This window comes from Pseudarthrobacter sulfonivorans (assembly GCF_024391045.1).
Classification (GTDB): domain Bacteria; phylum Actinomycetota; class Actinomycetes; order Actinomycetales; family Micrococcaceae; genus Arthrobacter; species Arthrobacter sulfonivorans_B.
This window is the reverse complement of the sequence record NZ_JANFCZ010000020.1, coordinates 62,612-86,744: the sequence shown is the minus strand read 5'-3', so window position 1 is coordinate 86,744 and position 24,133 is coordinate 62,612. Positions and strand designations below refer to the sequence as shown.

General features: G+C 67.3%; 18 protein-coding genes. 7 read left to right on the top strand and 11 right to left on the bottom strand.

The window, feature by feature from the left end; translation table 11 throughout:
* Positions 1 to 313: 313 nt before the first annotated feature.
* Complete coding sequence (gene tyrS, locus NQJ30_RS13760; RefSeq protein WP_255770510.1) at positions 314 to 1,627, bottom strand: tyrosine--tRNA ligase; 1,314 nt, start codon at positions 1,625 to 1,627, stop codon at positions 314 to 316.
* Positions 1,628 to 1,708: 81 nt separating this feature from the next.
* Positions 1,709 to 3,937, bottom strand: coding sequence for a HelD family protein (locus tag NQJ30_RS13755; RefSeq protein WP_255770508.1), 2,229 nt, complete (start codon positions 3,935 to 3,937; stop codon positions 1,709 to 1,711).
* Between the two features lie 156 nt (positions 3,938 to 4,093).
* Between NQJ30_RS13755 and NQJ30_RS13750 the strand changes: the two genes are divergently transcribed.
* Complete coding sequence (locus NQJ30_RS13750; RefSeq protein ID WP_255770507.1) at positions 4,094 to 4,774, top strand: GNAT family N-acetyltransferase; 681 nt, start codon at positions 4,094 to 4,096, stop codon at positions 4,772 to 4,774.
* Here the strand turns inward: NQJ30_RS13750 and NQJ30_RS13745 are convergent.
* Positions 4,744 to 5,406, bottom strand: a complete 663-nt coding sequence (locus NQJ30_RS13745) for a DNA-3-methyladenine glycosylase (protein WP_255770506.1) — start codon at positions 5,404 to 5,406, stop codon at positions 4,744 to 4,746. The genes NQJ30_RS13750 and NQJ30_RS13745 overlap by 31 nt on opposite strands.
* Before the next feature lie 78 nt (positions 5,407 to 5,484).
* Here NQJ30_RS13745 and NQJ30_RS13740 point away from each other — a divergent pair, with 78 nt between their 5' ends.
* Together NQJ30_RS13740 and NQJ30_RS13735 are read left to right on the top strand one after the other, a co-directional pair.
* Positions 5,485 to 7,005, top strand: coding sequence for a DNA-3-methyladenine glycosylase 2 family protein (locus NQJ30_RS13740; protein ID WP_255770504.1), 1,521 nt, complete (start codon positions 5,485 to 5,487; stop codon positions 7,003 to 7,005).
* Positions 7,002 to 7,496, top strand: coding sequence for a methylated-DNA--[protein]-cysteine S-methyltransferase (locus NQJ30_RS13735; protein ID WP_255770503.1), 495 nt, complete (start codon positions 7,002 to 7,004; stop codon positions 7,494 to 7,496). Before NQJ30_RS13740 ends, NQJ30_RS13735 begins: the two co-directional genes overlap by 4 nt.
* A gap of 126 nt (positions 7,497 to 7,622) precedes the next feature.
* On the opposite strand, the gene argH is transcribed toward NQJ30_RS13735, so the two are convergent.
* The 8 genes from argH to argC are packed head-to-tail and all read right to left on the bottom strand — an operon-like array spanning position 7,623 to position 16,298.
* A complete protein-coding gene (argH, locus tag NQJ30_RS13730; protein WP_255770502.1) occupies positions 7,623 to 9,050 on the bottom strand; it encodes an argininosuccinate lyase in 1,428 nt (475 codons plus the stop codon).
* Positions 9,051 to 9,055: 5 nt separating this feature from the next.
* The gene (locus NQJ30_RS13725; protein WP_255770501.1) at positions 9,056 to 10,261 is read right to left on the bottom strand and encodes an argininosuccinate synthase; all 1,206 of its coding nucleotides are present in this window, start codon (positions 10,259 to 10,261) and stop codon (positions 9,056 to 9,058) included.
* A gap of 56 nt (positions 10,262 to 10,317) precedes the next feature.
* Positions 10,318 to 10,848 carry an arginine repressor gene (locus NQJ30_RS13720; protein ID WP_255770500.1) on the bottom strand — a complete coding sequence of 177 codons (531 nt, stop codon included), beginning with the start codon at positions 10,846 to 10,848 and terminating at the stop codon, positions 10,318 to 10,320.
* Complete coding sequence (gene argF, locus NQJ30_RS13715) at positions 10,848 to 11,852, bottom strand: ornithine carbamoyltransferase (protein ID WP_255770499.1); 1,005 nt, start codon at positions 11,850 to 11,852, stop codon at positions 10,848 to 10,850. Before argF ends, NQJ30_RS13720 begins: the two co-directional genes overlap by 1 nt.
* Entirely contained in the window at positions 11,849 to 13,105 is a 1,257-nt protein-coding gene (locus NQJ30_RS13710; RefSeq protein WP_255770498.1) for an acetylornithine transaminase, read from the bottom strand. The genes argF and NQJ30_RS13710 overlap by 4 nt, the downstream gene beginning before the upstream one ends.
* Positions 13,102 to 14,061: an acetylglutamate kinase gene (argB, locus tag NQJ30_RS13705; RefSeq protein WP_255770497.1), complete on the bottom strand. Its 960-nt coding sequence runs from the start codon at positions 14,059 to 14,061 to the stop codon at positions 13,102 to 13,104. The genes NQJ30_RS13710 and argB overlap by 4 nt, the downstream gene beginning before the upstream one ends.
* A gap of 42 nt (positions 14,062 to 14,103) precedes the next feature.
* Positions 14,104 to 15,270, bottom strand: coding sequence for a bifunctional glutamate N-acetyltransferase/amino-acid acetyltransferase ArgJ (argJ, locus tag NQJ30_RS13700; protein ID WP_255770495.1), 1,167 nt, complete (start codon positions 15,268 to 15,270; stop codon positions 14,104 to 14,106).
* Entirely contained in the window at positions 15,267 to 16,298 is a 1,032-nt protein-coding gene (gene argC / locus NQJ30_RS13695; RefSeq protein ID WP_255770493.1) for an N-acetyl-gamma-glutamyl-phosphate reductase, read from the bottom strand. Before argC ends, argJ begins: the two co-directional genes overlap by 4 nt.
* A 173-nt stretch (positions 16,299 to 16,471) precedes the next feature.
* Here argC and NQJ30_RS13690 point away from each other — a divergent pair, with 173 nt between their 5' ends.
* The 4 genes from NQJ30_RS13690 to NQJ30_RS13675 all read left to right on the top strand — a co-directional run bounded on the left by NQJ30_RS13690 (position 16,472) and on the right by NQJ30_RS13675 (position 24,103).
* Positions 16,472 to 17,563: a fatty acid desaturase family protein gene (locus NQJ30_RS13690; protein WP_255770492.1), complete on the top strand. Its 1,092-nt coding sequence runs from the start codon at positions 16,472 to 16,474 to the stop codon at positions 17,561 to 17,563.
* Between the two features lie 90 nt (positions 17,564 to 17,653).
* Positions 17,654 to 18,616 carry a quinone oxidoreductase family protein gene (locus tag NQJ30_RS13685; protein ID WP_255770491.1) on the top strand — a complete coding sequence of 321 codons (963 nt, stop codon included), beginning with the start codon at positions 17,654 to 17,656 and terminating at the stop codon, positions 18,614 to 18,616.
* 98 nt (positions 18,617 to 18,714) lie between these two features.
* Complete coding sequence (locus tag NQJ30_RS13680; protein WP_255770519.1) at positions 18,715 to 22,677, top strand: Pls/PosA family non-ribosomal peptide synthetase; 3,963 nt, start codon at positions 18,715 to 18,717, stop codon at positions 22,675 to 22,677.
* Between the two features lie 46 nt (positions 22,678 to 22,723).
* Positions 22,724 to 24,103: a M1 family metallopeptidase gene (locus NQJ30_RS13675; protein ID WP_255770490.1), complete on the top strand. Its 1,380-nt coding sequence runs from the start codon at positions 22,724 to 22,726 to the stop codon at positions 24,101 to 24,103.
* The last annotated feature ends 30 nt before the right edge of the window (positions 24,104 to 24,133 follow it).

Sequence of the window (24,133 nt, the reverse complement as noted above, 5' to 3'; positions counted from 1 at the left end):
TTCGAATACTTCCCGAAACAATTCAGTAAATGAATTTCTTTTGTTTCGTTTTTCTTCGCTGCGATGTTTATACATTAGTTGATTCAGTTTTACTTTGCAAATCCAGGTATTTTCCGGATATTCACCTTAGCAAGCTGAATCCGCCCAGCAAAAAACGAAGCTTTCCATCTTTTTTGTGTTTTGCACATGATGAATCGCTTGTATTTGAAGGGGTTTGTCGCCACTCGGCGGCGGCGACTCAGAAAACAATACACGCTCCCCCGCGGCCGTGCAAATCGGCTGCGGAGGAGCGTGCATTGACGCGCAGAAACGGCTAAGGGACCAGGACTTCCACGGTGGCGAGGTTTTTCTTTCCGCGCCGCAACAGGAGGTACTGCCCGTGAAGCAGCTCATCTTCGGAGATGACAGCTTCCGGGTCGGACACCTTCTCGTTGTTTACGTAGGCACCGCCTTCGCTGACCGTCCGCCTGGCAGCGGACTTGCTGTCGGACAGGCCTGAAGCCACCAGCAGGTCAATGATTCCCAGGCCATCCACCTGGATCCTGGCGGAGGGAAGCTCCGACGTCGCTGCTTCCAGGGTTGGCCGGTCCAGCGCGGTCAGATCCCCGTTGCCAAAGAGCGCTGCGGATGCTGCGATGACCTTCTGGGTCGCTTCCACACCATGGACCAGCGCGGTGACCTCAAACGCCAGTTTCCGCTGGCCCTCCCGGGCGAACGGTCGCTCAGCCACGGCGGCGGCAATCGCTTCGATCTCTGCGCGGTTCAGGAACGTGAAGACTTTGAGCCTGTCCACAACATCGGCGTCAGCGGTGTTGAGCCAGAACTGGTAGAAGGCGTAAGGGCTGCACATGCCGGCGTCGAGCCAGATGGCGTTGCCCTCGCTCTTGCCGAACTTGGTGCCGTCGGAATTGGTGATGAGGGGCGTCCCCAGGGCGTGGACCGTCTTGGCCTCCACCTTGCGGATCAGCTCGGTGCCGCTGGTGAGGTTGCCCCACTGGTCCGAGCCGCCGGTCTGCAGCATGCAGCCGTAGTCGCGGAAGAGCTGTAGGTAGTCCATGCCCTGCAGGATCTGGTAACTGAATTCCGTGTAGCTGATACCTTCATCAGAGTTGAGGCGGGAAGCCACAGCGTCCTTGCGGAGCATCGTGCCCACCCGGTAGTGCTTGCCAATCTCCCGCAGGAAATCAATGGCGCTCAGGGGCGCGGTCCAGTCAAGGTTGTTGACCATGCGTGCGGCGTTGGATCCCTCGAAGCTCAGGAAACGGCGGACCTGTGCCTGCAGGTAGCCGACCCACTCGTTCACCGTGTCCTTGGTGTTCAGCGTCCGTTCGGCCGTGGGCCGCGGGTCGCCGATCAGCCCGGTGGAACCACCCACGAGTCCCAGCGGCTTGTGGCCGGCCAGCTGGAGGCGGCGCATCAGGAGGAGCTGGACCAGGTTGCCCAGGTGCAGGCTCGGCGCGGTGGGATCGAACCCGCAGTAATAGGTGACCGGCTCGCCCGCGAGGAGCTTTTCCAGCTCCGCTTCATCGGTGGAAACGTGGACCAGGCCGCGCCACTTCAGCTCCTGCCAGACATTGGCGAAGGTGGGGTCGTTCTGCTGGGATTCGAGATCGTTGAGTTCTGACACGACTTCTAAGTTAGCAGGATCGACGACGCCCGGCCCCGTCATGAACGGAGCCGGGCGTCAGAAGATCAACAGCGGAGCAGCTCAGCCTTCGATACCGGCGGGAATGCCTTCTGCAGCGATCAGCCTGAGCCGCTGCGTGGGACGGGTCATGGCCACGTACAGGTCACCCACGCGGCCGTGCTCGTGATTGAGCATCCGGGACGGCTCCAGCACCACAACGCCGTCGAACTCCAGGCCCTTGGCCTCGCGCGGGCTGATGACCACGATGTCCTGTTCGTAGCTGCCCGCCCCGTTGCCGATTCGCCGGCCATAGACGGCCCGCAGGGCTGAGGTGGCCGCGGGAAGGAGGTCGCCGTCGGCAATGACTGCCAGCAGGCCGCCGTCGAGCGCGTCCAGTTCCTCGGGGAGCACCTCCACGAGGCGGCTGACCACCTGGCCTTGCGCCACCTTGTCAATGACGGGCGCCCAGCGCCCCTCCCGAACAGCCTTGGGCACGGAAACAACCAGCCCGGCCGCGTTGGCCATGCGGGCGGCGGCTTCGGCAATCTGCGACGGCGTACGGTAGTTGACCGTCAGCTCCTCCAGTTGCCAGCGGTCACCGAACATGGGCCCCAAGGCTCCCTGCCAGGAGTTGGCACCGGCGACGGAACTCGTCTGCGCGATGTCCCCCACGATGGTGAAGGATTTCAGCGGGCACCGGCGGACCAGGAGGCGCCACTGCATCGGCGAAAGTTCCTGTGCCTCATCCACCACAATGTGGCCGAAGGCCCACGTGCGGTCGGTGGTGGCGCGCTCGGCGGCCGTCAGCCGGTTCTGCCGCTCCTGGTTCTGCTCCACCAGTTCCTCGGCGGTCATCATGACGTCGACGCCCATATGTTCCATGTTGACCAGCGTCTGTTTGGCGTTGGCCAGGTCACGGGCACGGTCATGCTCCTGCTGGGCAATGCCGCGGCCGGCAGCCGGATCGAGCTCACCAAGGAGCTCGGCCGCTTCGTCCAGCAGCGGGACATCCGCCTCGGTCCAGGGCGCGTCCGAGGGACGCAGCAGCAGTTTCTGTTCCTCGAGGCTGAGGTGCGGGGTGCAGGCCGCCAGCACGGCGGGCTTGCTCAGGAGTTCGGTGATCAGCTTCTCCGGAGTCATGGGCATCCAGCACAGGTTGAGCACGATCCGGACATCGCGGGCAGTGCGGACGTCCTCCGCCAGATAGGAGCGGTCCGCGTTGTTGCCGATGCTCCCGGCCTCCACCAGTTCAGTCATCTGTTCCGTCAGCTCGCGGAGCAGGATTTTGACGAACGTCAGGCGTGCCTCGTTGTGGGGCTTGCCGGTGGACCGGGCGCGTTCGCGAGCCCGGCTGACCTGCCGGGGAGTCAGTACCAGTTTCCGGCCGTCGACCTCCAGGATGCGGTCCTCAGCAGGGATCCGCTGCCGGTTGGCCACGGCATTGGCCACCACCTTCGCCATGTCCAGCCGCCCCTTGATGGCCGCGACATCGGCCTCGGGTTCCGGAACAGCGTTGATGCCCGGCATCAGGCGTCCCAGGCTCGCCATGACCACGCCGGTCTCACCGAGCGAGGGAAGCACACGTTCGATGTACTTCATGAACGACGACGACGGCCCCACCAGCAGCACGCCGGCAGTCTTCAGCCGTTCCCGGTGGGTGTACAGCAAGTAGGCCGCACGGTGCAGTGCGACGGCTGTCTTGCCCGTACCGGGCCCGCCCTGGACCACCAGCGCACCGGAGATGGCGGACCTGATGATGCGGTCCTGCTCCGACTGGATGGTGCTGACAATGTCCGACATCCGGCCCGTGCGCTTCGAATCCAGCGCGGCCAGGAGCGCCCCCTCGCCCTGCAGCGAGGCGTTGTCCGCCAGCATCCCGGCGTCGAGAACGTCATCCTCGATGGCCTTGACTTCACGGCCCTGAAGAATCAGGTGCCGCCGGCGCCGGACGCCCTGCCGGTCGAACGCGGTCGCCTGGTAGAAGTGCCCGGCTTCGGGTGCACGCCAGTCCACCATGAGCCGTTGCAGGTCATCGGTGGTCAGCCCAATGCGGCCAATGTATTGGGCCTCACCGGAATCCAGGTCCAGCCGGCCGAACACCAGCCGGTCATCAACGGCGTCCAACTGGGCCAGGCGGTCCTCGTACAGCGCCGCGAAGGCGTCACGTTCGGAAACATTCTGCATGGTGCCCACGGCACCGGCCCGGCGGACCTGTGCCAACTGCTGGCGCTTCTCGGCGCGTAGCTCTTCCAGCCGCGCGTACAAGCCAGCAACATAATCGCGTTCGTGGGCCAAATCGGCGTCGAGCATTAAACGTTCCCCTATCGCAAAAGACAGACCGTCCATTCTACAACCATTTCGATGAACGTGCCCGCCTGTGGCCTCACCCCCGATGTCATCCAATGTTCACTCTTCCTGCTGCCGCCATCTGTGTCGGCGCCGGCCCCGGACTGATTCAATACTGCAATGCACCACGAGATTGTTCTGACCGGCCACGGGCTTTCACTCATCCCGCTGGCACCGGAGCATGCCCACGCCCTGTATGACTTCGTGGATGAGGCGATGTGGGCCGGCATGGCGGCACCGCAGCCGCACAGCGCCGACGAGCTCGCGGCTTTGTTTGAAGCCAAAACAGCCGATCCTGCCGGCTGGGCCTTCGCCGTGACGGACCAGCGTACGGGCGCCATCTTGGGCACCACCGCCCTGAACGCCTTCGACGCCGGGCAGCAACGGGTCGAGGTGGGCGGGACTTTCTTTGGGCGGCAGTTCTGGGGCAGCCACGTCAACCCTGCCAGCAAGCATGCCCTGCTCGCCTTCGCGTTCGAGGTTCTCGACGTTCACCGGGCCGCTTTCCGGTGCGATGCGCGCAATGTGCGCAGCGCCGCGGCAATCGAACGGCTGGGGGCCACGTTCGAGGGCGTACTGCGCAGTCACCGCACCGCACCGGATGGCACCCGGGCGGATTCGGCCGTGTTCTCGATCCTGCAGCCGGAATGGCCGTCCGTGCAGCAGGACCTGCAGCGCCGGTTGGAGCCGTTCGCCCTGGAGGGCGACGGGGCGGGAGATCATGCCGCGGCCCAGGCTGGAAGCCGGCCTGCGTGCAGCGCCAACGCAGTCTACGCGCGCCGGACCTTCGCGGCCTTGTAGCGGGACACGGTGGGGTCGCCCGGCAACCAAAAACGCCACGGGTAGTCCGCGGAGCCGCCGTCGCCGGAGACCCCCACCCTGGGCCCGGCACCATAGTGTGGCGCCGGAACGGCCGGGAGCCGGAGCCCGAAAGGCTCCACGAGGGCATCGCGTCCGCTGTCCGCGGTGGTGAGCGCCAGGGCGGTGGCGAGCCGCGCGGGACCGCTCGCCAGGTCACGCGGTGATTTCGACGTCGGCCGCCGCACCTGCGCCAGGTGCCGGCCTTCCACCACCTCACCCGCGCGCAGCAGCACCGCGGACGCCGTCCCGGCAGGACCGCAGACGATGTTGGCGCAGTAGTGCATCCCGTACGTGAAGTAGACGTAGAGGTGGCCGGCCGGCCCGAACATGGGTGCGTTGCGCGGGGTTGGCCCGCGGAAGGTGTGCGAGCCGGGATCCGGGTGCAGGGAGTCGCCGGGGCCCATGTAGGCCTCAAGTTCCGTGATGCGGATGGCCACGGTCCCCTCGTGGCTGTTGTGGGTCAGGACGGAACCCAGCAGCAGCGGTGCGATCCTGCGCGCATCACCGGACAGGAACGTTCGGAGCGCGTCCGGCGACTCCTCAGGTCCCAGGGAACTGCTGCTGGCGGTCATCCACCGACTCTACCGAACCCGCACGGCCATGTCCGATTTCCGCTAGCACACCCGTCGTCCGGCTGGCAGGATAGGGGGATGGACTTCTGGCAGCGCTACCGTGCGATCGACGCGCGGGACACCCGTTTCGACGGGCAGTTCTACACCGCTGTCCGCACCACCGGGATCTACTGCCGCCCGTCGTGCCCCGCCCGCACCCCCAAAGCAGCCAACGTCACCTTCTACGAAACCTCCGCCGCAGCGCACGACGCCGGCTACCGGGCCTGCAAGCGCTGCCTCCCCGAAGCAGTCCCCGGGACGCCGGCCTGGAACATCCGGCAGGATGTGGCAGGACGGGCGATGCGCCTGATCAACGACGGTGTGATCAACCGTGACGGGGTGGAGGGTCTGGCGGCCCGGCTGGGCTATTCAGCGCGCCAGCTCAACCGGATCCTCAGCAACGAACTCGGTGCCGGCCCGCTATCTCTGGCCAGGGCGAGCCGTGCCCAGACGGCGCGCACCCTGCTGGTGTCCACGGCCATGAAGCTGGCCGACGTCGCTTTCGCGTCCGGCTTCAGCAGCGTCCGGCAGTTCAACGACACCGTGGTGGAGGTCTTTGCCATGACGCCTACCGCGCTGCGGGCCACGGCACGGCATCGTACGCCCGGGACGGCACCGGCCGCCGCTACTTCCTTGACGCTCAACCTCCCGTACCGTGAACCGTTCCACCCCGGCGTTTTTTCGTTCCTGGCAGTCCGGGCGATCCCCGGGATCGAGGCGGGGACGCCGACGTCGTACGCCCGCACCCTGCGGCTCCCCCATGGCGACGCCCGCTTCAGTGTGAATTACGACGGCGACGCACCCGGGCGGCCGCTGACCCTCACCATCGGCGCGGTGGACCTCCGGGACCTGCCGGCGCTGCTGAGCCGGGTGCGCCGGCTTTTCGACCTCGACGCGGACCCTGTGGCGATCGACAATGCGTTGGCTGCGGATCCGCGGCTGGCCGCCTCCGTTGCAGCCGCTCCGGGGATCAGGATGCCGGGCGCCGTGGATCCGCAGGAGCTCCTGGTCCGGGCCATGATCGGGCAGCAGATCACCGTGGCGGCGGCCCGGACTGCGCTCACACAGCTCGCGGCCGCCGGAAGCCCCAGCCTGGTGCCGGGCGAGGGCCTGGACCGGTTGTTCCCCACGGCGGCCGAGATCGCAGACTCCGGCTACACACTGCTGCGCGGCCCGCAGCGGCGGATTGACGCCCTCCGCTCGGCGGCGTCGGCACTGGCGGCCGGAGAACTGGACCTCGGCTATGGCGACGACCTGCCCGGCCTCAGTGCCAAGCTGCTGCCGCTGCCCGGCGTCGGGCCCTGGACAGTGGGCTATGTGGCGATGCGGGTGCTGGGCGCCCCTGACGTGTTCCTGGCCAATGACGCCGCTGTGAGGAACGGGCTCCGGTCGCTTGCGGCGGGGGCGGAGCGAACCGACCTCCCCGTTTCCGGCCCGCCGGCGCCCGATTTCAGGGAAGTCAGCCCGTGGCGGTCCTACGCGACCATGCACCTGTGGCGCGCAGCCGCGTCAAAGGTCCCCGCACGTGAAAGCAAGGTTTTAGAGAAAGTGATGCCATGAAAGCCCAGCTGTTGACCATGTCCACGCCGGACGGTCCCTTTACCATCCTTGCCGGGAACGGTGCGGTCCTCGCCTCGGGCTGGACCGCCGAACCCGGCGACCTGACCGGCCAGATCCATCCGCAGCTCCGTCCCGACGGGATGGAGGAGGTGACGGACCTCGGTGAGATCTCAGCCGCCGTCGACGCCTTCTACAGCGGGGACCCCGCACGGGCGATGGCCGTGCCCGTCCTGCAGCGGTCGGGCCCCTTCCGTGCACACGCCTGGGATGTGCTGCGCCTGGTCAAGCCGGGTTTCCCCGTCACCTACACCGAATATGCGGCGCTGGCCGGCAACCCCAAGGCGGTCCGGGCTGCAGCCAGTGCGTGCGCGTTCAACGCGGCAGCCCTCTTTGTGCCGTGCCACCGCGTCATCCGGACGGACGGCACGCTGGGCGGCTTCCGCTGGGGCCTGCGCGTCAAGGAAAGCCTGCTGGCTCGCGAAGCGGTCTGAGCCGGGCCCGGCTGGGCGACGCTCTCTCGGTTGATGCAGGAAAACCCGAAACGCTCGATCACCTTCCGCAAGAAAGTGAGCGAGCGTTCCGGCTTAACGCGCATTATCTGCGAGAGCGTTGCAGGGTCAGGCGGCGTACTCCCGTACCCCGGCGAGCTCGGCTTCCAGCGCAACCAGCTGGCGTTCGACGGCGGCCGGCGCCGTGCCGCCCTGGGAGTTGCGGCTGTTGAGCGACCCCTCGGTGGAGAGGACCGTGCGGACCTCGGGCGTGAGGTGCGCCGAGATGGCCGCGTATTCCTCATCCGTCAGGTCCCACAGCTCCACGTCCCGGCTTTCGGCCTGCTTGACCGCTGCGCCGGAAAGCTCGTGCGCTTCGCGGAACGGCACGCCCTGCCGGACCAGCCATTCGGCGATGTCCGTTGCCAGCGCGAAGCCCTGCGGAGCCAGCGACTCCATGCGCTCCGTGTTGAACTTCAGCGTCGCGATCATGCCCGAGACAGCCGGAAGGAGGAGCTCCAGGGTGTCGGCGGCGTCGAAGACCGGCTCCTTGTCCTCCTGCAGGTCGCGGTTGTACGCGAGCGGCAGGCCCTTGAGGGTGGCCAGCAGTCCGGTCAGGTTGCCGATCAGGCGCCCCGCCTTGCCGCGGGCCAGCTCGGCAACGTCCGGGTTCTTCTTCTGCGGCATGATCGAGGAACCGGTGGAGTAGGAATCGTGCAGGGTCACAAAGGAGAACTCCTTCGTGGCCCACAGGATCACTTCCTCCGACACGCGGGACAGGTCCACGCCGATCATCGAGCAAACCCAGGCGAACTCGGCGAAGACGTCGCGGGAAGCGGTGCCGTCGATCGAGTTGTGGGTGGCGGAGAAGAAGCCCAGGTCTGCCGCGACTGCCTCCGGGTCCAGCCCCAGCGATGAACCGGCCAGGGCACCCGAACCGTAGGGCGAAACACCGGCGCGCTTGTCCCAGTCCTGGAGCCGCTGCACGTCGCGCAGCAGCGCCCAGGCGTGGGCCAGCAGGTGGTGGCTGAGCAGGACCGGCTGGGCGTGCTGCAGGTGCGTGCGGCCGGGCATGGCCACCCCCTGGTGCGCCTTGGCCTGGTCCACCAGGGACTCGATGGTGGCCAGCACGCCGCGGGCGATGATCCGGGCGTGGTCGCGCAGGAACATGCGGCCGAGGGTGGCCACCTGGTCGTTGCGCGACCGTCCCGCACGGAGCTTGCCGCCCAGCTGGGTGCCGGCGCGCTCGATCAGCCCGCGTTCCAGTGACCCGTGCACATCCTCATCGGACTCGGCCGGCAGGTACGCGCCGGAGGCAACGTCCTCGTCCAGCCGGGTCAGCGCGGCAAGCATGCCTTCGAGTTCGGCGTCGTCCAGCAGTCCGGCCTTGTGCAGCACGCGGGCGTGCGCCTTGGACCCGGCGATGTCGTAGCGGGCCAGCCGCCAGTCGAAGTGCGTGGACTTGCTCAGCGCAGCGAGGGCGTCGGCGGGGCCGCCGGCGAACCGGCCGCCCCACAGTGCGCCCGTATTCGTCGCTTCGGACTTTTGCTCAGCCACAGGGGCTACTTTCCTTCGACCCGGATGTCACGGCCGGAGGCTACCTTGGCGGACATTCCCCACAGCTCGATGAAGCCGCGCGCCATGGACTGGTCGAACGTGTCGCCGGTGTCGTAGGTGGCGAGGTCGAAGTCATACAGTGAGGTCTCGGAACGGCGTCCGTTGACGATCGCCTGGCCGCCGTGCAGCACCATGCGGATATCGCCGGAGACGTACTTCTGGGTGTCCTCGATGAAGGCGTCCAGGGAGCGCTTCAGCGGGGAGAACCACTGACCGTCGTAGACCAGCTCGGCCCAGCGCTGGCCAACCGTGGCTTTGAAGCGGGCCTGCTCGCGCTCGATGGTGATGTCCTCGAGGTGCTTGTGGGCGGTGATCAGCGCCATGGCACCCGGGGCTTCGTAGATTTCGCGGGACTTGATGCCCACCAGGCGGTCCTCGACGACGTCGATCCGGCCCACGCCCTGGGCGCCGGCGCGGCGGTTGAGTTCCTTGATGGCCTGCAGCGGGGTGACCTTGACGCCGTCGATCGCTACCGGGACACCCTGGTGGAAGCTGATGGTGACCTCATCCGGTGCCGGCGGGAATTCCGGGGTGGCGGTGTAGTCGTAGATGTCCTTGGTGGGCGCGTTCCAGATGTCCTCGAGGTAGCCGGTTTCGACGGCGCGGCCCCAGACGTTCTGGTCGATGGAGTACGGGTTCTTCTTGGTGGTCTCGATGGGGAGGCCCTTTTCCTCGGCGAAGGCGATGGCCTTGTCGCGGGTGAGGGCGAGGTCGCGGACCGGGGCGATGCACTTCAGGTCCGGGCCGAGGGTCTGGATTCCCACTTCGAAGCGGACCTGGTCGTTGCCCTTGCCGGTGCAGCCGTGGGCCACGGTGGTGGCGCCGAATTCGCGGGCAGCCTTCACGAGGTGCTTGACGATCACGGGACGCGAGATGGCGGAGACCAGCGGGTAGTGGCCCTGGTAGAGGGCGTTGGCCTTCAGCGTGGGCATCGCGTACTCGTTCGCGAATTCGTCGGAAGCGTCGGCCACGTAGGCTTCGACGGCGCCGCAGCCCAGGGCGCGCTGGCGGATGGTTTCCAGCGACTCGCCGCCCTGTCCGACGTCGACCGCCACAGCGATGACCTCGGCGCCGGTGGCTTCACCGATCCAGCCGATGGCTACGGAAGTATCGAGGCCACCGGAGTAGGCCAGAACAATACGCTCAGTCACGAAAATGCTCCTTAGTTGTTGGGTTCTTGGTTGTCTTCAAGTTTATGGGGCGAAAATTACTGCGCGGCGTCCTCGGCCAGCTGCAGGAACCGGGCGGCAAGGTCTTGGCCGCCCTGCGGATCCCGGGAGACCAGCAGCACGGTGTCGTCACCGGCGATGGTCCCCAGGATCGAGGGCATCACGGAGTGGTCGATGGCCAGGGCAAGGAAGTTGGCGGCGCCGGGCGGTGTCCGGAGCACGGCGATGTTGGCGGAGGCTTCCGCGGTGACCAGCAGTTCGCCGCACAGCCGGGCCAGCCGCGCGTCCAGGATTTCCTGGCTCACCCCGCTCTTGGCGGCACGCTCGCCGCCTTCGCCGGGCACGGCGTACACGAGGACGCCTTCCTTGCCGCGGACGCGGACGGCGCCGAGTTCCACCAGGTCCCGGGACAGCGTGGCCTGGGTGACCTGGACGCCGTCGTCCGCCAGCAGCGCGGCCAGCTCCGCCTGGGAGCGCACCGATTCACCCGTCAGGATGGCGGTGATGCGCGCCTGGCGGGCCGTTTTGGTGGCCGGGCTGGAGCCCGGCGCTGCGGACGGGACGGACACTAGGACGTGCTCCCGGCACCTTCAACCGGAGACAGGCCCTCGACCACGGCCAGTCCGGACCGGTGCATCAGCCACGCCATCAGCGCCTTCTGGGCGTGCAGCCGGTTCTCGGCCTCGTCCCACACGATCGACTGGGGTCCGTCGATGACACCGGCCGATATCTCATAGCCGCGGTAGGCGGGCAGGCAGTGAAGCACGACGGCGTCATCCGCGGCGTGTGCCATCGCCGCCTCATCGACGGAGTACTCGCGGAACAGCTGCATCCGGGCTTCCTTTTCCGCTTCCTGCCCCATGGAGACCCACGTGTCTGTCGCGACGACGTCGGCATCCTTCAGGGCTGCGGCGGCGTCGGTGGTGATGAGCACCGACCCGCCGGTCTCCGCGGCGCGTTCCTCGGCAGCGGCCACGATCTCGGCGGCCGGGAGGTATCCCTCGGGCCCGGCGATGCGCACGTGCATTCCGGCGGTGACGCCGGCCAGCAGGTACGAGTTGGCCATGTTGTTCGCAGCGTCACCGAGGTAGGCCATGGTCAGGCCGGCGAGTTCGCCCTTGTGTTCCTTGACCGCGAGCAGGTCCGCCAGGAGCTGGCACGGGTGGTAGTCATCGCACAGGGCGTTAATGACCGGCACCTTGGAGTTGCTGGCCATGGCCACCAGGCCGGCATGGGCCCCGGTGCGCCAGACGATGGTGGAGACCATGCGTTCCAGGACCTTGGCGGTGTCCTCCACGGACTCCTTGTGGCCGATCTGCGCCTCGCCCGGGTTGATGATCAGCGCGTTGCCGCCCATGTCCGCGACGCCGGTGGCAAAGGACACCCGGGTGCGGGTGGAGGTTTTGTCGAAGATGACGGCAACGGTCTTGCGGCCGCTTCCCTCGGCGGCGAACGGCTGGACGCTGTACGGGGCGGCCTTCATCCGGACGGCAAGGTCCAGGACTTCGGCCTGCTCGGCGGGGCTGAGGTCCGTGTCCTTGAGGAAGTGGCGGGTGGTGGTTACAGGGGTCACTGCGCGTCCTTAGCTGTCTGGAGGAGTACCGGGAGTGCGGCGAGGAACGTGCCGGCCTGTTCGGTGGTGAGGACCAGCGGCGGAGCAAGCCGGATGGTGTGCGGCCCGGGAGCGTTGACGATGAACCCGGCGTCGAGGCTGGCTGCCACGACGGCAGGTGCCACGTCCGCGTCCAGGTCGAAGCCGATCAGCAGGCCTTCCCCGCGGACTTCCGTGACGCCGTCGACGCCGGCCAGGCCGGTACGGAGGTAGTCCCCCACCGTTGCGACGTTTTCCAGGACGCGCTGGCTGTCGATCGCGTGGAGCGTGGCGAGGGCAGCCGCCGTCGCCACCGGGTTGCCGCCGAACGTGGTGCCGTGCTGGCCCGCGGTCAGGAGCGACGACGTCTGCTCCCCGAAGGTGATCAGCGCGCCGATGGGGAACCCGCCGCCCAGGCCCTTGGCCAGGGTCACAGCGTCGGGCACAATCCCGGCGTCTTCGCTGGCGAGCCACTTGCCGGTGCGGCCGATTCCGGTCTGGACCTCGTCCAGGATCAGCAGGGCGCCGGCCTTCGTGGTCGCTTCCCGGGCTGCCTTCAGGTACCCGGCAGGGAGGGGCCGGACGCCGGCCTCGCCCTGGATGGGTTCCAGGAAGACGGCGGCCACGGTCTCGTCGATGGCGGCTTCCAGTGCTGCGACATCACCGAAGGGTATGTGGACCACGCCGCCGGGCAGCGGCTCGAAGGGTGCCCGGTAGGCTTCCTTGGCGGTCAGGGCCAAAGCGCCCATCGTGCGTCCGTGGAAGGCACCTTCGAGGGCAATGATCTTGGTCCGGGGTGCACCGTTGGGTCCGGTGGCGTTGCGCCGTGCCAGTTTGAAGGCGGCTTCGACAGCCTCGGTGCCGGAGTTAGCGAAGAACACCTTGGAGCCCGCCGGCGCGTGGGCGAGGGCCAGCAGCTTCTCGGCCAGGGCAATCTGCGTGGGGCTGGTGAAGAAGTTGGAGACGTGCCCCAACGTGGCCAGCTGGCTGGAGATGACGGAGGTGACAAACGGGTTGGCGTGGCCCAGGGCATTGACGGCGATGCCGCCGAGCAGGTCCAGGTATTCCTTGCCGTCGGCGTCCCAGACCAGGCAGCCGGCGCCACGGACCAGCACACGCTGCGGGGTACCGAACACACCCATCAGCGACGCGGAGTAGCGGGAGAGCCACTCGGCTCCGGTGGTGTGGCCAACGAGTGCGCTTGCGGCGCTCGGGCTCAGTTCTGTATCGGTCATGATGCGTTCACTTCCTCGTCGGGGACCACCTGGGTGCCGATGCCGGCGGTGGTGAAAGTTTCCAGGAGCATGGAGTGCGGGAGGCGGCCGTCCACGATGTGCGCGCGCTCCACTCCCCCTTCGACGGCTTTGAGGCACGCCTCCATTTTGGGGATCATGCCGGACTCAAGGGACGGCAGGAGCTCGCGCAGTTCCGACGCCGTCAGGGAGGAGATGAGCGAGGACCGGTCCGGCCAGTTGGCGTAGAGGCCTTCCACGTCGGTCAGGATCACCAGTTTGGATGCCCCGAGCGCTTCGGCGACGGCGGCCGCTGCAGTATCGGCGTTGACGTTGAGGACCTGGCCCGTGGTCTGGACGTCGCCGGCGGCCGTCCCGGAGCCGGCGGACTCGATCTCGGGGGCCACCGTCGAGATGACCGGGATCCGGCCGGCAGCCAGGATGTCCAGGATGCCTTCCGGGTTCACGCCCACTACTTCGCCCACCAGGCCCAGGTCCACTTCTTCGCCGTCGATGACGGTTCCGGTGCGGACCGCACGGAGCAGGCCGCCGTCTTCCCCGGACATGCCCACGGCGTAGGGTCCGTGGGAATTGATCAGGCCCACCAGCTCACGGCCCACCTGGCCCGTGAGGACCATGCGGACCACATCCATCGCCTCAGGGGTGGTGACGCGCAGGCCGCCCTTGAACTCGGATTCGATGCCCAGCCGCGCCAGCATGGAATTGATCTGGGGGCCGCCGCCGTGGACCACCACGGGATGGATGCCTACATGGTGGAGGAACACGACGTCCTCCGCGAAGGCACGGCGCAATTCATCGTTGACCATGGCGTTGCCGCCGTACTTGATCACCATGGTGGTGCCGGCGAAGCGCTGGATCCAGGGCAGTGCTTCGATCAGCGTGCCGGCTTTGCTTTGGGCATCGCTCATGGATGTGGTTTCGCGGGTCTGGGTGTTCATGCGGCGGTCTCTCCAGGGTTGCCGGTGGGCTGGCTCAAGGATCTAGCTTGAGTAGGCGCTGTTCTCGTGGACGTAGTCGTGGGTGAGGTCGTTGGTCCAGATGGTGGCTTCGGTGTCACCGGCCTGCAGGTCAATCTCCACCCGGACTTCGCGGGGTTCCAGGTCCACCAGGTTGCGGTCATCGCCGATGCTGCCGTTGCGGCAGACCTGGATGCCGTTGATGGCGACGTTCAGCTGGTCCGGTTCAAACACGGCATCCGTGGTGCCCACGGCGGACAGCACGCGGCCCCAGTTGGGGTCCTTGCCGAAGATGGCGGCTTTGAAGAGGTTGGACCGGGCCACTGAGCGGCTGACGGTTTCGGCGTCGCGCTCGGTGGCTGCGTTGAACGTGCGGATGGCGATGTCGTGGCTTGCACCCTCGGCATCCCCGATGAGCTTGCGCGCCAGCTCGGCGCAGACCCGGGTCAGGCCCTCGCCGAACGCTTCGGCGGACGGAACCGCACCTGACGCGCCGGAGGCCATCAGCACCACGGTGTCATTTGTGGACATGCAGCCGTCCGAATCAGCCCGGTCGAAGGTGACCCGAGTGGCGTCGCGGAGGACGACGTCGAGCATTTCCGCTTCGACCTGGGCATCCGTGGTGAGGACCACCAGCATGGTGGCGAGACCGGGTGCCAGCATGCCGGCGCCCTTGGCGATCCCGCCGATGGTGAATTCCCGGCCGTCCGCATCAGAACCGATGAACAGCGCGGCCTTCGGTACGGAGTCGGTGGTCATGATGGCGTTGCCGGCGTCGGCGCCGCCGTCGGTGCTCAGCGCCGCGGCCGCTGCCTCAATGCCCGGCAGGATCTTGTCCATGGGCAGCTGCTCGCCGATCAGCCCGGTGGAGCAGACAAAAACGTCCGTGGCCGAAATTTCCAGGACCTTGGCGACCTTCTCCGCGGTGCTGTGGGTGTTCTGGAAGCCGGTGGGGCCGGTGCAGGCGTTGGCTCCGCCGGAGTTGAGCACCACGGCGTCCACCCGGCCGTCCGAGACAACCTGGCGGGACCAGTGCACGGGCGCTGCGGCCACGCGGTTGCTGGTGAACACAGCGGCAGCAGCCTTGGACGGGCCATCGTTGACAACCAGTGCGAGGTCCGGCTTGCCGGACGTCTTCAGGCCGGCGGTGACGCCGGCGGCCCGGAATCCCAGGGGGGCGGTAACGGTCACGGGGCAACTCCCTGCAGGTTGAGGCCGGCGGTTTCCTGCAGGCCTAGGGCAATGTTCATGGACTGGACGGCGCCGCCGGCAGTCCCCTTGGCGAGGTTATCAATGACGCAGGTGACGATCACCCGGCCGGTGTGTTCATCAAAGGCCAGCTGCATGGCGGCATGGTTGGACCCGACCACGGACTTGGTGGCGGGCCACTGGCCCTCAGGAAGCAGGTGCACGAACGGCTCGTCGTCGTAGGCGTCGGTCCAGGCCTGGCGGAGTTCCGCGGCCGTAGTGCCGGGTTTGACCTTCGCGGTAGCGGTGGTGAGGATGCCGCGGCTCATCGGCGCGAGCGTGGGGGTAAAGGACACCGTGACACGTTCCCCACTCGCCTTGGAGAGCCCCTGCTCAATCTCCGGCGTGTGCCGGTGGCCGCCGCCCACTCCGTAGGGGCTCATGGAGCCCATGACCTCGGAGCCGATCAGGTTCACCTTCGCGGCCTTGCCGGCACCCGAAGTGCCGGAGGCGGAAACGATCACGACGTCGTCGGGCTCGAGCAGCTTCGCGGCGAAACCGGGCGTCAGCGCCAGCAATGCCGACGTCGGGTAGCAGCCTGGGACGGCGATCCGGGTGGCACCCTTGAGGGCATCGCGCTGGCCCGGGAGTTCCGGCAGCCCGTAAGGCCACGTGCCGGCGTGGGCGGAGCCGTAAAACTTTTCCCACACAGCCGGATCCTCGAGCCGGTGGTCTGCGCCGGCGTCGATCACCACAGTGCCTTCGGGAAGCTGCGCCGCAATCTCGGCGGACGCGCCGTGCGGGAGCGCCAGGAACACCACGTCATGACCGGCAAGGTTTTCCACGGTGGTGTCTTCGAGGATGCGGCTGGCAAGTCCGTGCAGGTGCGGCTGGAGTTCACCGAGGCGGACGCCCGCATTACTGTGCGCGGTGATGGCGCCAATGGTCACATCCGGATGGCCCGCGAGCAGGCGCAGGACTTCTCCTCCGGCGTAACCGCTGGCCCCGGAGACGGCAACAGAAATAGTCATGGCTAAAATCTTACAGCAAAACTATTCAGTACGCCCGATATTTATGCACGCGCTGCGTCTCGCGCCCGAGGCCAGTTGGACACGTGCGCGTAAGCTGAAGTGAGGGTGATCCTGACCGTGCAGTCCGAATGTCGGCTGCAGCGTTGCCCGTTACTGTGACGAGGCCCCGCTTCATGTCCACCACCCTACACATCCCCGAACGCCCTCAATCGCGCGTCCGTAAGCCGAATGCGGTTGTCCTGAGCTACTCGGAGCTGCTGAAGAGCGTCAAGGCTGAAGGCCTGCTGGAACGCCGCATTGGCTTCTACATCACCTTGTTTGCGAGCCTCGTCCTGCTGATGACTGCAACCTGGTTCGGCTTCGCCCTGATCGGCGACAGCTGGTTCCAGCTCCTCATCGCCGCAGCTGTGGGCGTCCTCTGCACCCAGCTAAGCTTCCTGGCCCACGAGGCCGGGCACCGCCAAATCTTCGCGTCCCGCCGGGCCAACGACTGGACAGCACGGCTCCTCGCCACCTCGGTGGCCGGCATGAGCTACTCCTGGTGGGAGCAGAAGCACGGCGCCCACCACAACCACCCCAACGTCATCTCCAAGGACCCGGACATCGCCCCCGGCCCCATCGCATTCCACACCGAAGCGGTGGCCGACCGGCAGGGCCGGTTTTCGCTCCTGACCCGCAAGCAGGGCTGGTTCTTCTTCCCGCTGCTGTTCCTAGTGGGCCTGGGTCTGCAGATCGATTCAGTCAGGTTCGTCTTTCGACGGGCCAGGGTCACGCACCGCTGGGTGGAGCTCCCCATCCTCCTTGCCCGTCTCGGCGTCCTGCCTGTCCTGGCTTTCACGTTCCTGCCGCTCGGAATGGCCTTCGCCTTCATCGGCGTGCAGCTTGCCGTGTTCGGTTTCTACATGGGCGCATCCTTTGCACCGAACCACAAGGGCATGCCGGTCCTGCCCGCGGACAGCCGCGTGGACTTCTTCAGCCGCCAGGTCCTGACATCACGGAACATCTCCGGCGGCCGTTTTATGGACATCCTGCTCGGCGGCCTGAACCGCCAGGCTGAGCACCACCTCTTCCCCGACATGGCGCGCCCCCAGCTGGACAAAGCCGCCAAGATCGTCCGCGAATACTGCGAAAAGCACCAGGTTCCCTACACGGAAACCACCCTGTTCCAGTCCTACGGCATCATTGTCCGGTACCTGAACACCGTGGGACTCTCCGCCGGGCCCCACTTCGAGTGCCCCATGGCTACGGTCACGCGGCGCTTCTAGGCGGCTGTGAAACTTCGCCGTCGGGAGCCGTTTCCCTAGGATGGTCAGAGGAACCGGCAGGGAAATCCCCGCCGGGAGAGGAGACACCTTATGCATGCCATCGTTGCCCGCCAGTCCGGAGGTCCCGAAGTCCTCGAGTCCGCGGAACTGGAACGGCCCACGCCCGGCCCGGGTCAGCTACTGATCAAGGTGGCGGCCACCGGGGTCAATTTCATTGAGACCTACCAGCGCGGCGGCATGTACAAGGTTGACTATCCCTTCACGCCGGGCTCGGAGGCAGCAGGCACGGTCGAAGAAGTCGGCGAGGGCGTGCAGGGCTTCACCGTCGGCAGCAGGGTGGCAACGGCTGAGGGACAGCAATGCTACGCCGAATACACCGTCCTGGACGCCGCAAAAGCACTCCCCGTTCCCGATGGCGTGGACCTCCACACGGCCGCAGCCCTGCCGCTGCAGGGCATGACCGCCCACTACCTCATCAACTCGTCCTTCAACGTGCAGCCGGGCCAGACAGTACTGGTCCACGCAGGCGCCGGCGGTGTCGGGCTGCTGATCACGCAGCTGCTGAAGACCCGGGGCGCCCGCGTCATCACCACCGTCTCCACCGACGAAAAGGAAGAACTGGCACGGGCCGCCGGCGCAGACGAAGTCCTCCGCTACGACGGGTTCACGGCCGCCGTCCGCGAACTAACGAACGGCGTGGGCGTAGACGTAGTGTACGACGGCGTCGGGAAAGACACATTCGACGGCTCACTTGCCAGCCTGAGGACCCGCGGCTTCCTTGTTTTGTTCGGGGCCGCTTCCGGCGCGGTACCTCCCGTGGATCCCCAGCGGCTCAACGCCGGCGGCTCACTGTCCCTGACGCGGCCCAAGCTGGCCGATTTCCTGGGCAACCCCCAGGAGCGGCTCTGGCGCTCCAGCGAAATTTTCCGGGCGGCTGCGGACGGAAGCCTGAACGTAAGGATCGGCGCGAGCTATCCGCTGGCAGAAGCACGGCGCGCCCACGAGGACCTCGAAGGCCGCCGCACCACCGGCAAAGTCCTGCTGGTACCCTGACCGCTCGGCTGCCAAGGTGAACGGAACATGAACCTTCAACGAATTGTGGACACCTCCCGTTCACCTTGGGCGGGCATAATTCGACGGTGAGTGAGCAAATGCCTGACCTCGTCGGCTCCCTGTCTGAAGGGTTGTACCGCCCCCAGCTGCCCGGTTTGCCTCTGGCCCCGCCCGAGCGGACCCTGATGGCTGTCCTCGAGGACTCTGCTGCCCGGTTCCCCGAGGCGTCGGCGCTCGACGACGGACGGCGTTCCCTCAGCTACGCGGACCTGATGGCCGCCGTGCGGGCCAAGGGGCGTGAGCTGCAGGCCGCGGGCCTCGGCGCCGGCCAGCGGATCGGCGTCCGCATTCCCTCCGGCACGAACGAGCTCTACATCTCGATCCTGGCCATCCTTCACATCGGCGCCGCCTACGTGCCCGTCGATGCGGACGATCCCGACGAACGTGCCAAGCTGGTTTTCGGCGAGGCGCAAGTCGCGGCAGTCCTCACCGGCGACGGCGCAGTCACCTTCCCGGAACCCCAGGAGGCCGGCGGCAGCACCGAATCCGGGCGGACCCGGGCCGAACGACGGCCGGCGGAACCCGGCGACGACGCCTGGATCATTTTTACGTCGGGTTCCACCGGCACGCCCAAAGGCGTCGCCGTCCAGCACCGCTCCGCTGCCGCCTTTGTCGATGCCGAGGCCAGGATCTTCCTCCAGGAGGAACCCCTCGGTCCGCAGGACAGGGTGCTGGCCGGCCTTTCGGTCGCCTTCGATGCCTCCTGCGAAGAGATGTGGCTGGCCTGGCGCAACGGTTCCTGCCTGGTGCCCGCCCCGCGCGCCCTCGTCCGGACCGGCACCGACCTTGGTCCCTGGCTCATCAACCACGGCATCACCGCCGTCTCCACCGTCCCCACCCTCGCCGCCCTGTGGCCGGCCGAATCGCTGGAGAACGTCCGGCTGCTCATCTTCGGCGGTGAGGCCTGCCCGCCCGAACTCGCCGAGCGCCTCGCCGTTCCGGGCCGTGAAGTCTGGAACACTTACGGCCCCACCGAGGCCACGGTGGTGGCCTGCGCCGCTCCCCTCGGCGGCCCCGGGCCGGTCCGCATCGGGCTGCCGCTGGACGGCTGGGACCTGGCCGTGGTGGACACGGACGGGCTTCCGGTCGGCGAAGGCGAAATTGGAGAACTGATCATCGGCGGCGTCGGACTGGCCCGCTACCTGGACCCGGCCAAGGACCGGGAGAAGTACGCGCCGATGCCCGCCTTCGGCTGGGAGCGGGCCTACCGTTCCGGCGACCTGGTCCGCTACGAAGCCGAAGGCCTGGTCTTTATGGGCCGCGCTGACGAGCAGGTCAAACTGGGCGGCCGCCGGATCGAGCTCGGCGAAATTGACGCCGCCCTCCAGGCCCTCCCGCACGTCGCCGGAGCCGCGGCGGCGGTCAAGACAACCGCTGCGGGCAACCAGATCCTGGTGGGTTACCTGGCCGCGGCAGACGCGGATCTGGACCTGACGTCCGCCCGCGTACACCTGGCCGCCAGCCTGCCGGCCCCGCTCATTCCATTGCTCACGGTGGTGGACTCGCTGCCCACCAAGACCAGCGGCAAGGTGGACCGCCACGCGCTGCCGTGGCCGCTGACCGGGTCCGGTGCAGCCGATGCCGATGCCGCACCGCTGAACCTCCCGGAAGATGCCGCCTGGGTTGCCGAGCAGTGGGCCGCCGTTCTCGGCAGTGCGGTAACGAGCCTCGACGCCGATTTCTTCGCCTATGGCGGCGGCTCCCTCTCGGCGGCCCAACTGGTCTCAGCGCTCCGGGTGCGCTACCCCACCATCACGGTTGCGGACATCTACGCGACTCCCCGGATCGGTGCCCTGATTGACACAGCCCGCCAGTCCCTTCCGGAGGGCGTGGCTGCCGGACCCGCTCCGGAAAGGACCGTTCGCCCCACCGCCCTGAAGTCCCAAATCTTCCAGACGCTCATGGGCATTCCCCTGCACATCCTGGTGGGGATGCGCTGGCTGACGTACCTGATGGCGGCCAACAACCTGCTGTCCGCGTTCGCCGGTTTCAGTGCCGCCCCCATCGTGTCCTGGTGGTGGGTGGCGGCGTCCTGGCTGGTCTTCGTCTCCCCGGCCGGCCGCATGCTGATCTCCATCGCCGCGGCCCGGCTCCTGCTCCGCAAGGTGGTCCCCGGCACGTACCCGCGCTCCGGGAAAATCCACCTGCGCCTGTGGCTGGCGGAGCAGATCCAGGATTTGGCGGGCGCGATCAGCCTGGCCAGCGCACCGTGGGTGCCCTACTACGCCCGGGCCCTGGGCGCCAAGATCGGCAACAACGTCCAACTGCACTCGCTGCCGCCGGTCACCGGACTGCTGTCCCTGGGCAGCGGTTCGAACGTGGAGCCGGAGGTGGACCTTTCCGGCTGGTGGATCGACGGCGACGTGGTCCATATCGGTGCCATCCGCATCGGCCCCGGAGCGAGCATCGGTGCGCGCAGCACGCTGATGCCCGGTGCTTCCATCGGTGCGGGCGCCCAGGTGGAACCGGGCTCGGCCGTGCTGGGCAAGGTTAAGGCCGGTCACCACGTGGCCGGCTCGCCGGCCGAACGCCGGGGGAAGGCCAAGCACACCGTCCCGGACGTGCCTGTGGAACACCACGTGATTGGCCGGCTCTGGTTCGTCGGATTTTCGCTCGCGTCGGCCACGCTGGCGCTCATCCCCTACCTGTCCGCCGCGGCCGCGGCCATGGTGGTCTTTGCGTTCATCAGGGGAAGCGATTCGTTGTCCGCCGCCGTGCCGCAGCTCCTGCTCGCCCTCGCGCCTGCGGCCCTGGTCTGGTTCGTGGTCAACCTCCTGCTCGTCCTCGTCACCACGCGGTTGCTCGGCATCGGGCTGCAGGAAGGCTCCTACCGCGTCCGCAGCCGGATCGGCTGGCAGGTCTGGGCCACCGAACGGGTCCTCGACCTGGCCCGCGACCTGCTCTTCCCGGTCTACGCGAGCCTCTTCACGCCGGTCTGGCTTCGCCTCCTCGGGGCGAAGATCGGCAAAAACGTCGAGGCCTCCACCGTCCTCCTCATCCCCAAGATGACCACCGTGGGCGAGGGCGCCTTCCTGGCCGACGACACCATGGTGGCGTCCTACGAGCTCGACGGCGGGTGGATGCGGATAGCACCGGCAAAGATCGGCAAACGCTCCTTCCTGGGCAACTCCGGCATGACCGCCGCCGGCCGGAACGTGCCCAAGAACTCGCTGGTCGCCGTGCTGTCCGCCACGCCGGCCAAAGCCAAGTCCGGAACATCCTGGCTGGGCAGCCCGCCCGTGCGGCTCCGGCGCACCGCCATCGCCTCGGACGATACGCGCACCTACGAACCGCCGCTGCGGCTCAAGTTCGCCCGCTGCCTGTGGGAGCTGGGCCGCTTCGTCCCCGTGGTCGCCACCGTGGCAATTGCCGCGGGCGTGATGCTTGCCTTCGACTGGCTGGCAACGGTCTACAACTACGGCATTGCCGCGGCGGTGGGCGGAGTGGTGATGCTGGTGGCAGGTGCCGTGGCGGCGGGCAGCGCCGTCGTCGCCAAATGGGTCCTCGTGGGACGGATCCGCGAAGGTGAGCATCCCCTGTGGAGTTCCTTCATTTGGCGGAACGAGGTAGTGGACACGTTCACCGAGATGGTCAGCGCCCCCTGGTTTGCACGTGCAGCCACCGGGACGCCGGCCTTGGTCTGGTGGCTCCGGTGCCTCGGCGCAAAGATCGGCCGTGGCACGTGGTGCGAAAGCTACTGGCTGCCCGAGGCCGACCTTGTAACCCTCGGCCGGAACTCCACCGTCAACCGTGGCTGCGTGGTCCAAACGCACCTTTTCCATGACCGGGTGATGAGCCTGGACACTGTTACGCTCGAAGACGGAGCAACCATGGGACCGCACGGCGTGATCCTGCCCCAGGCGAGCATCGGCAACGGTGGAACAGTAGGACCGGCGTCGCTGGTCATGCGTGGCGAATCCGTTCCGGCCGCGACGTACTGGATGGGCAACCCGGTGAGTCCCTGGAACGGGCCCGGGAAGTCTGCGCCCAAACCAAGGTAGCCCCGCACCACCTGCCTGCCCGCCCCCTGATCGGAAAGACCGTCTTATGAGTTCCCCCGCACCGAGCCCCGCGGTCGCCAGTACCGGCCCGTCAACCACCTCGGAGCAAGGCCCGTCAGCGCCGGACCCCTACGTGCCCGGCCACGGCACCAACGCCTATCGGGTGACCCGGTACGAACTGGAACTTGATTACAAGCTCAGCAGCAACCGGCTCAGCGGGCGCGCGGTGCTGCACGCTGTCACGCAGTACACCACGTCGGCCCTGGTTCTGGACCTGACCGGACTCCGGGCCACCAAAATCCAGCTCAGTGGCCGGCGCGTGCGCAAGTACAGCCAGCGGGCGGACCAGCTGGTGATCATTCCTGAGGCCGCCCTGCCGGCCGGCGAGGCCTTCACCCTGGACATCAGGTACGAAGGCAATCCTGCTCCCCGGCGTGGCCTCTGGGGCGAAGTCGGCTGGGAGGAACTGACCGACGGCGTCCTGGTGGCGGGCCAGCCCAACGGCGCTGCCTCCTGGTTCCCCTGCAACGACCATCCGGGTGAAAAAGCCAGCTACCGCATCAGCGTGACAACCGATGCCAACTACCGGGCGGTCTGCAACGGCGCCCTGGTCTCCCACAGCAGCAGGTCAAGCCGCGAGACGTGGGTTTACGAGCAGCCCGAGCCCATGGCCACGTACCTTGCCACGGTCCAGATCGGACGGTACGAGCTCCTCAGGCTGGATGCGGCCACCAGCACCGCGCAGGTCGCCCAGTTTGCAGCGGTGCCGGCCCTGTTGACTGAAGCGGCCCGGAAAGGCCTGGCCAGGCAGCCGGAGATGATGCGGACCTTCACCAGCTGCTTCGGGCCCTACCCGTTCCCGGAATACACCGTGGTGGTGACCGAAGACGAACTGGAAATACCCCTCGAGGCGCAAACGCTCTCCATCCTGGGCCGCAACCACCTGACGCAGGAATGGGAGTCCCAGCGGCTGATCGCCCACGAGCTGGCCCATCAGTGGTTCGGTAACTCCCTCACTGCCGCAACGTGGGGGGACATCTGGCTGCACGAGGGCTTCGCCTGTTACGCCGAATGGATTTGGTCCGAAGAGGCCGGCGTCATGCCGGTGGCGGACCGGGCTGCGGCGGCCTGGCGGAAGCTGGCATCCGGCAGCCAGGACATCGTTATTGGTGACCCGGGTCCGGAGCTGATGTTCGATGACCGCGTCTACAAACGCGGAGCCCTGGCCCTGCATGCCCTTCGCGTCCGGTGCGGCGACCTGGCGTTTTTCGCCCTCCTGCACGAATGGACCACCACCCACCGGCACGCGTCGGTGTCCACCGCCGCGTTTATCCTCACGGCAGACCGGACCACCGGCCTGGACACCGAGGCACTGCTGCACCCGTGGCTGTACGAAACAGCCCTGCCGCCGTTGCCTGTTCGCTGACGGCAGGTGCCGCTGACGGGCTGCGCCCCC

Bases quoted from the DNA above. Each gene is read 5' to 3' on its own strand.
- argB (WP_255770497.1), bottom strand. From the start codon at position 14,061: ATGAACACCCAGACCCGCGAAACCACATCCATGAGCGATGCCCAAAGC.
- NQJ30_RS13680 (WP_255770519.1), top strand. From the start codon at position 18,715: ATGCCTGACCTCGTCGGCTCCCTGTCTGAAGGGTTGTACCGCCCCCAG.
- argC (WP_255770493.1), bottom strand. From the start codon at position 16,298: ATGACTATTTCTGTTGCCGTCTCCGGGGCCAGCGGTTACGCCGGAGGA.
- NQJ30_RS13755 (WP_255770508.1), bottom strand. From the start codon at position 3,937: ATGCTCGACGCCGATTTGGCCCACGAACGCGATTATGTTGCTGGCTTG.
- NQJ30_RS13745 (WP_255770506.1), bottom strand. From the start codon at position 5,406: ATGACCGCCAGCAGCAGTTCCCTGGGACCTGAGGAGTCGCCGGACGCG.
- NQJ30_RS13690 (WP_255770492.1), top strand. From the start codon at position 16,472: ATGTCCACCACCCTACACATCCCCGAACGCCCTCAATCGCGCGTCCGT.
- NQJ30_RS13735 (WP_255770503.1), top strand. From the start codon at position 7,002: ATGAAAGCCCAGCTGTTGACCATGTCCACGCCGGACGGTCCCTTTACC.
- NQJ30_RS13740 (WP_255770504.1), top strand. From the start codon at position 5,485: ATGGACTTCTGGCAGCGCTACCGTGCGATCGACGCGCGGGACACCCGT.
- NQJ30_RS13685 (WP_255770491.1), top strand. From the start codon at position 17,654: ATGCATGCCATCGTTGCCCGCCAGTCCGGAGGTCCCGAAGTCCTCGAG.
- NQJ30_RS13750 (WP_255770507.1), top strand. From the start codon at position 4,094: ATGCACCACGAGATTGTTCTGACCGGCCACGGGCTTTCACTCATCCCG.
- NQJ30_RS13710 (WP_255770498.1), bottom strand. From the start codon at position 13,105: ATGACCGATACAGAACTGAGCCCGAGCGCCGCAAGCGCACTCGTTGGC.
- NQJ30_RS13675 (WP_255770490.1), top strand. From the start codon at position 22,724: ATGAGTTCCCCCGCACCGAGCCCCGCGGTCGCCAGTACCGGCCCGTCA.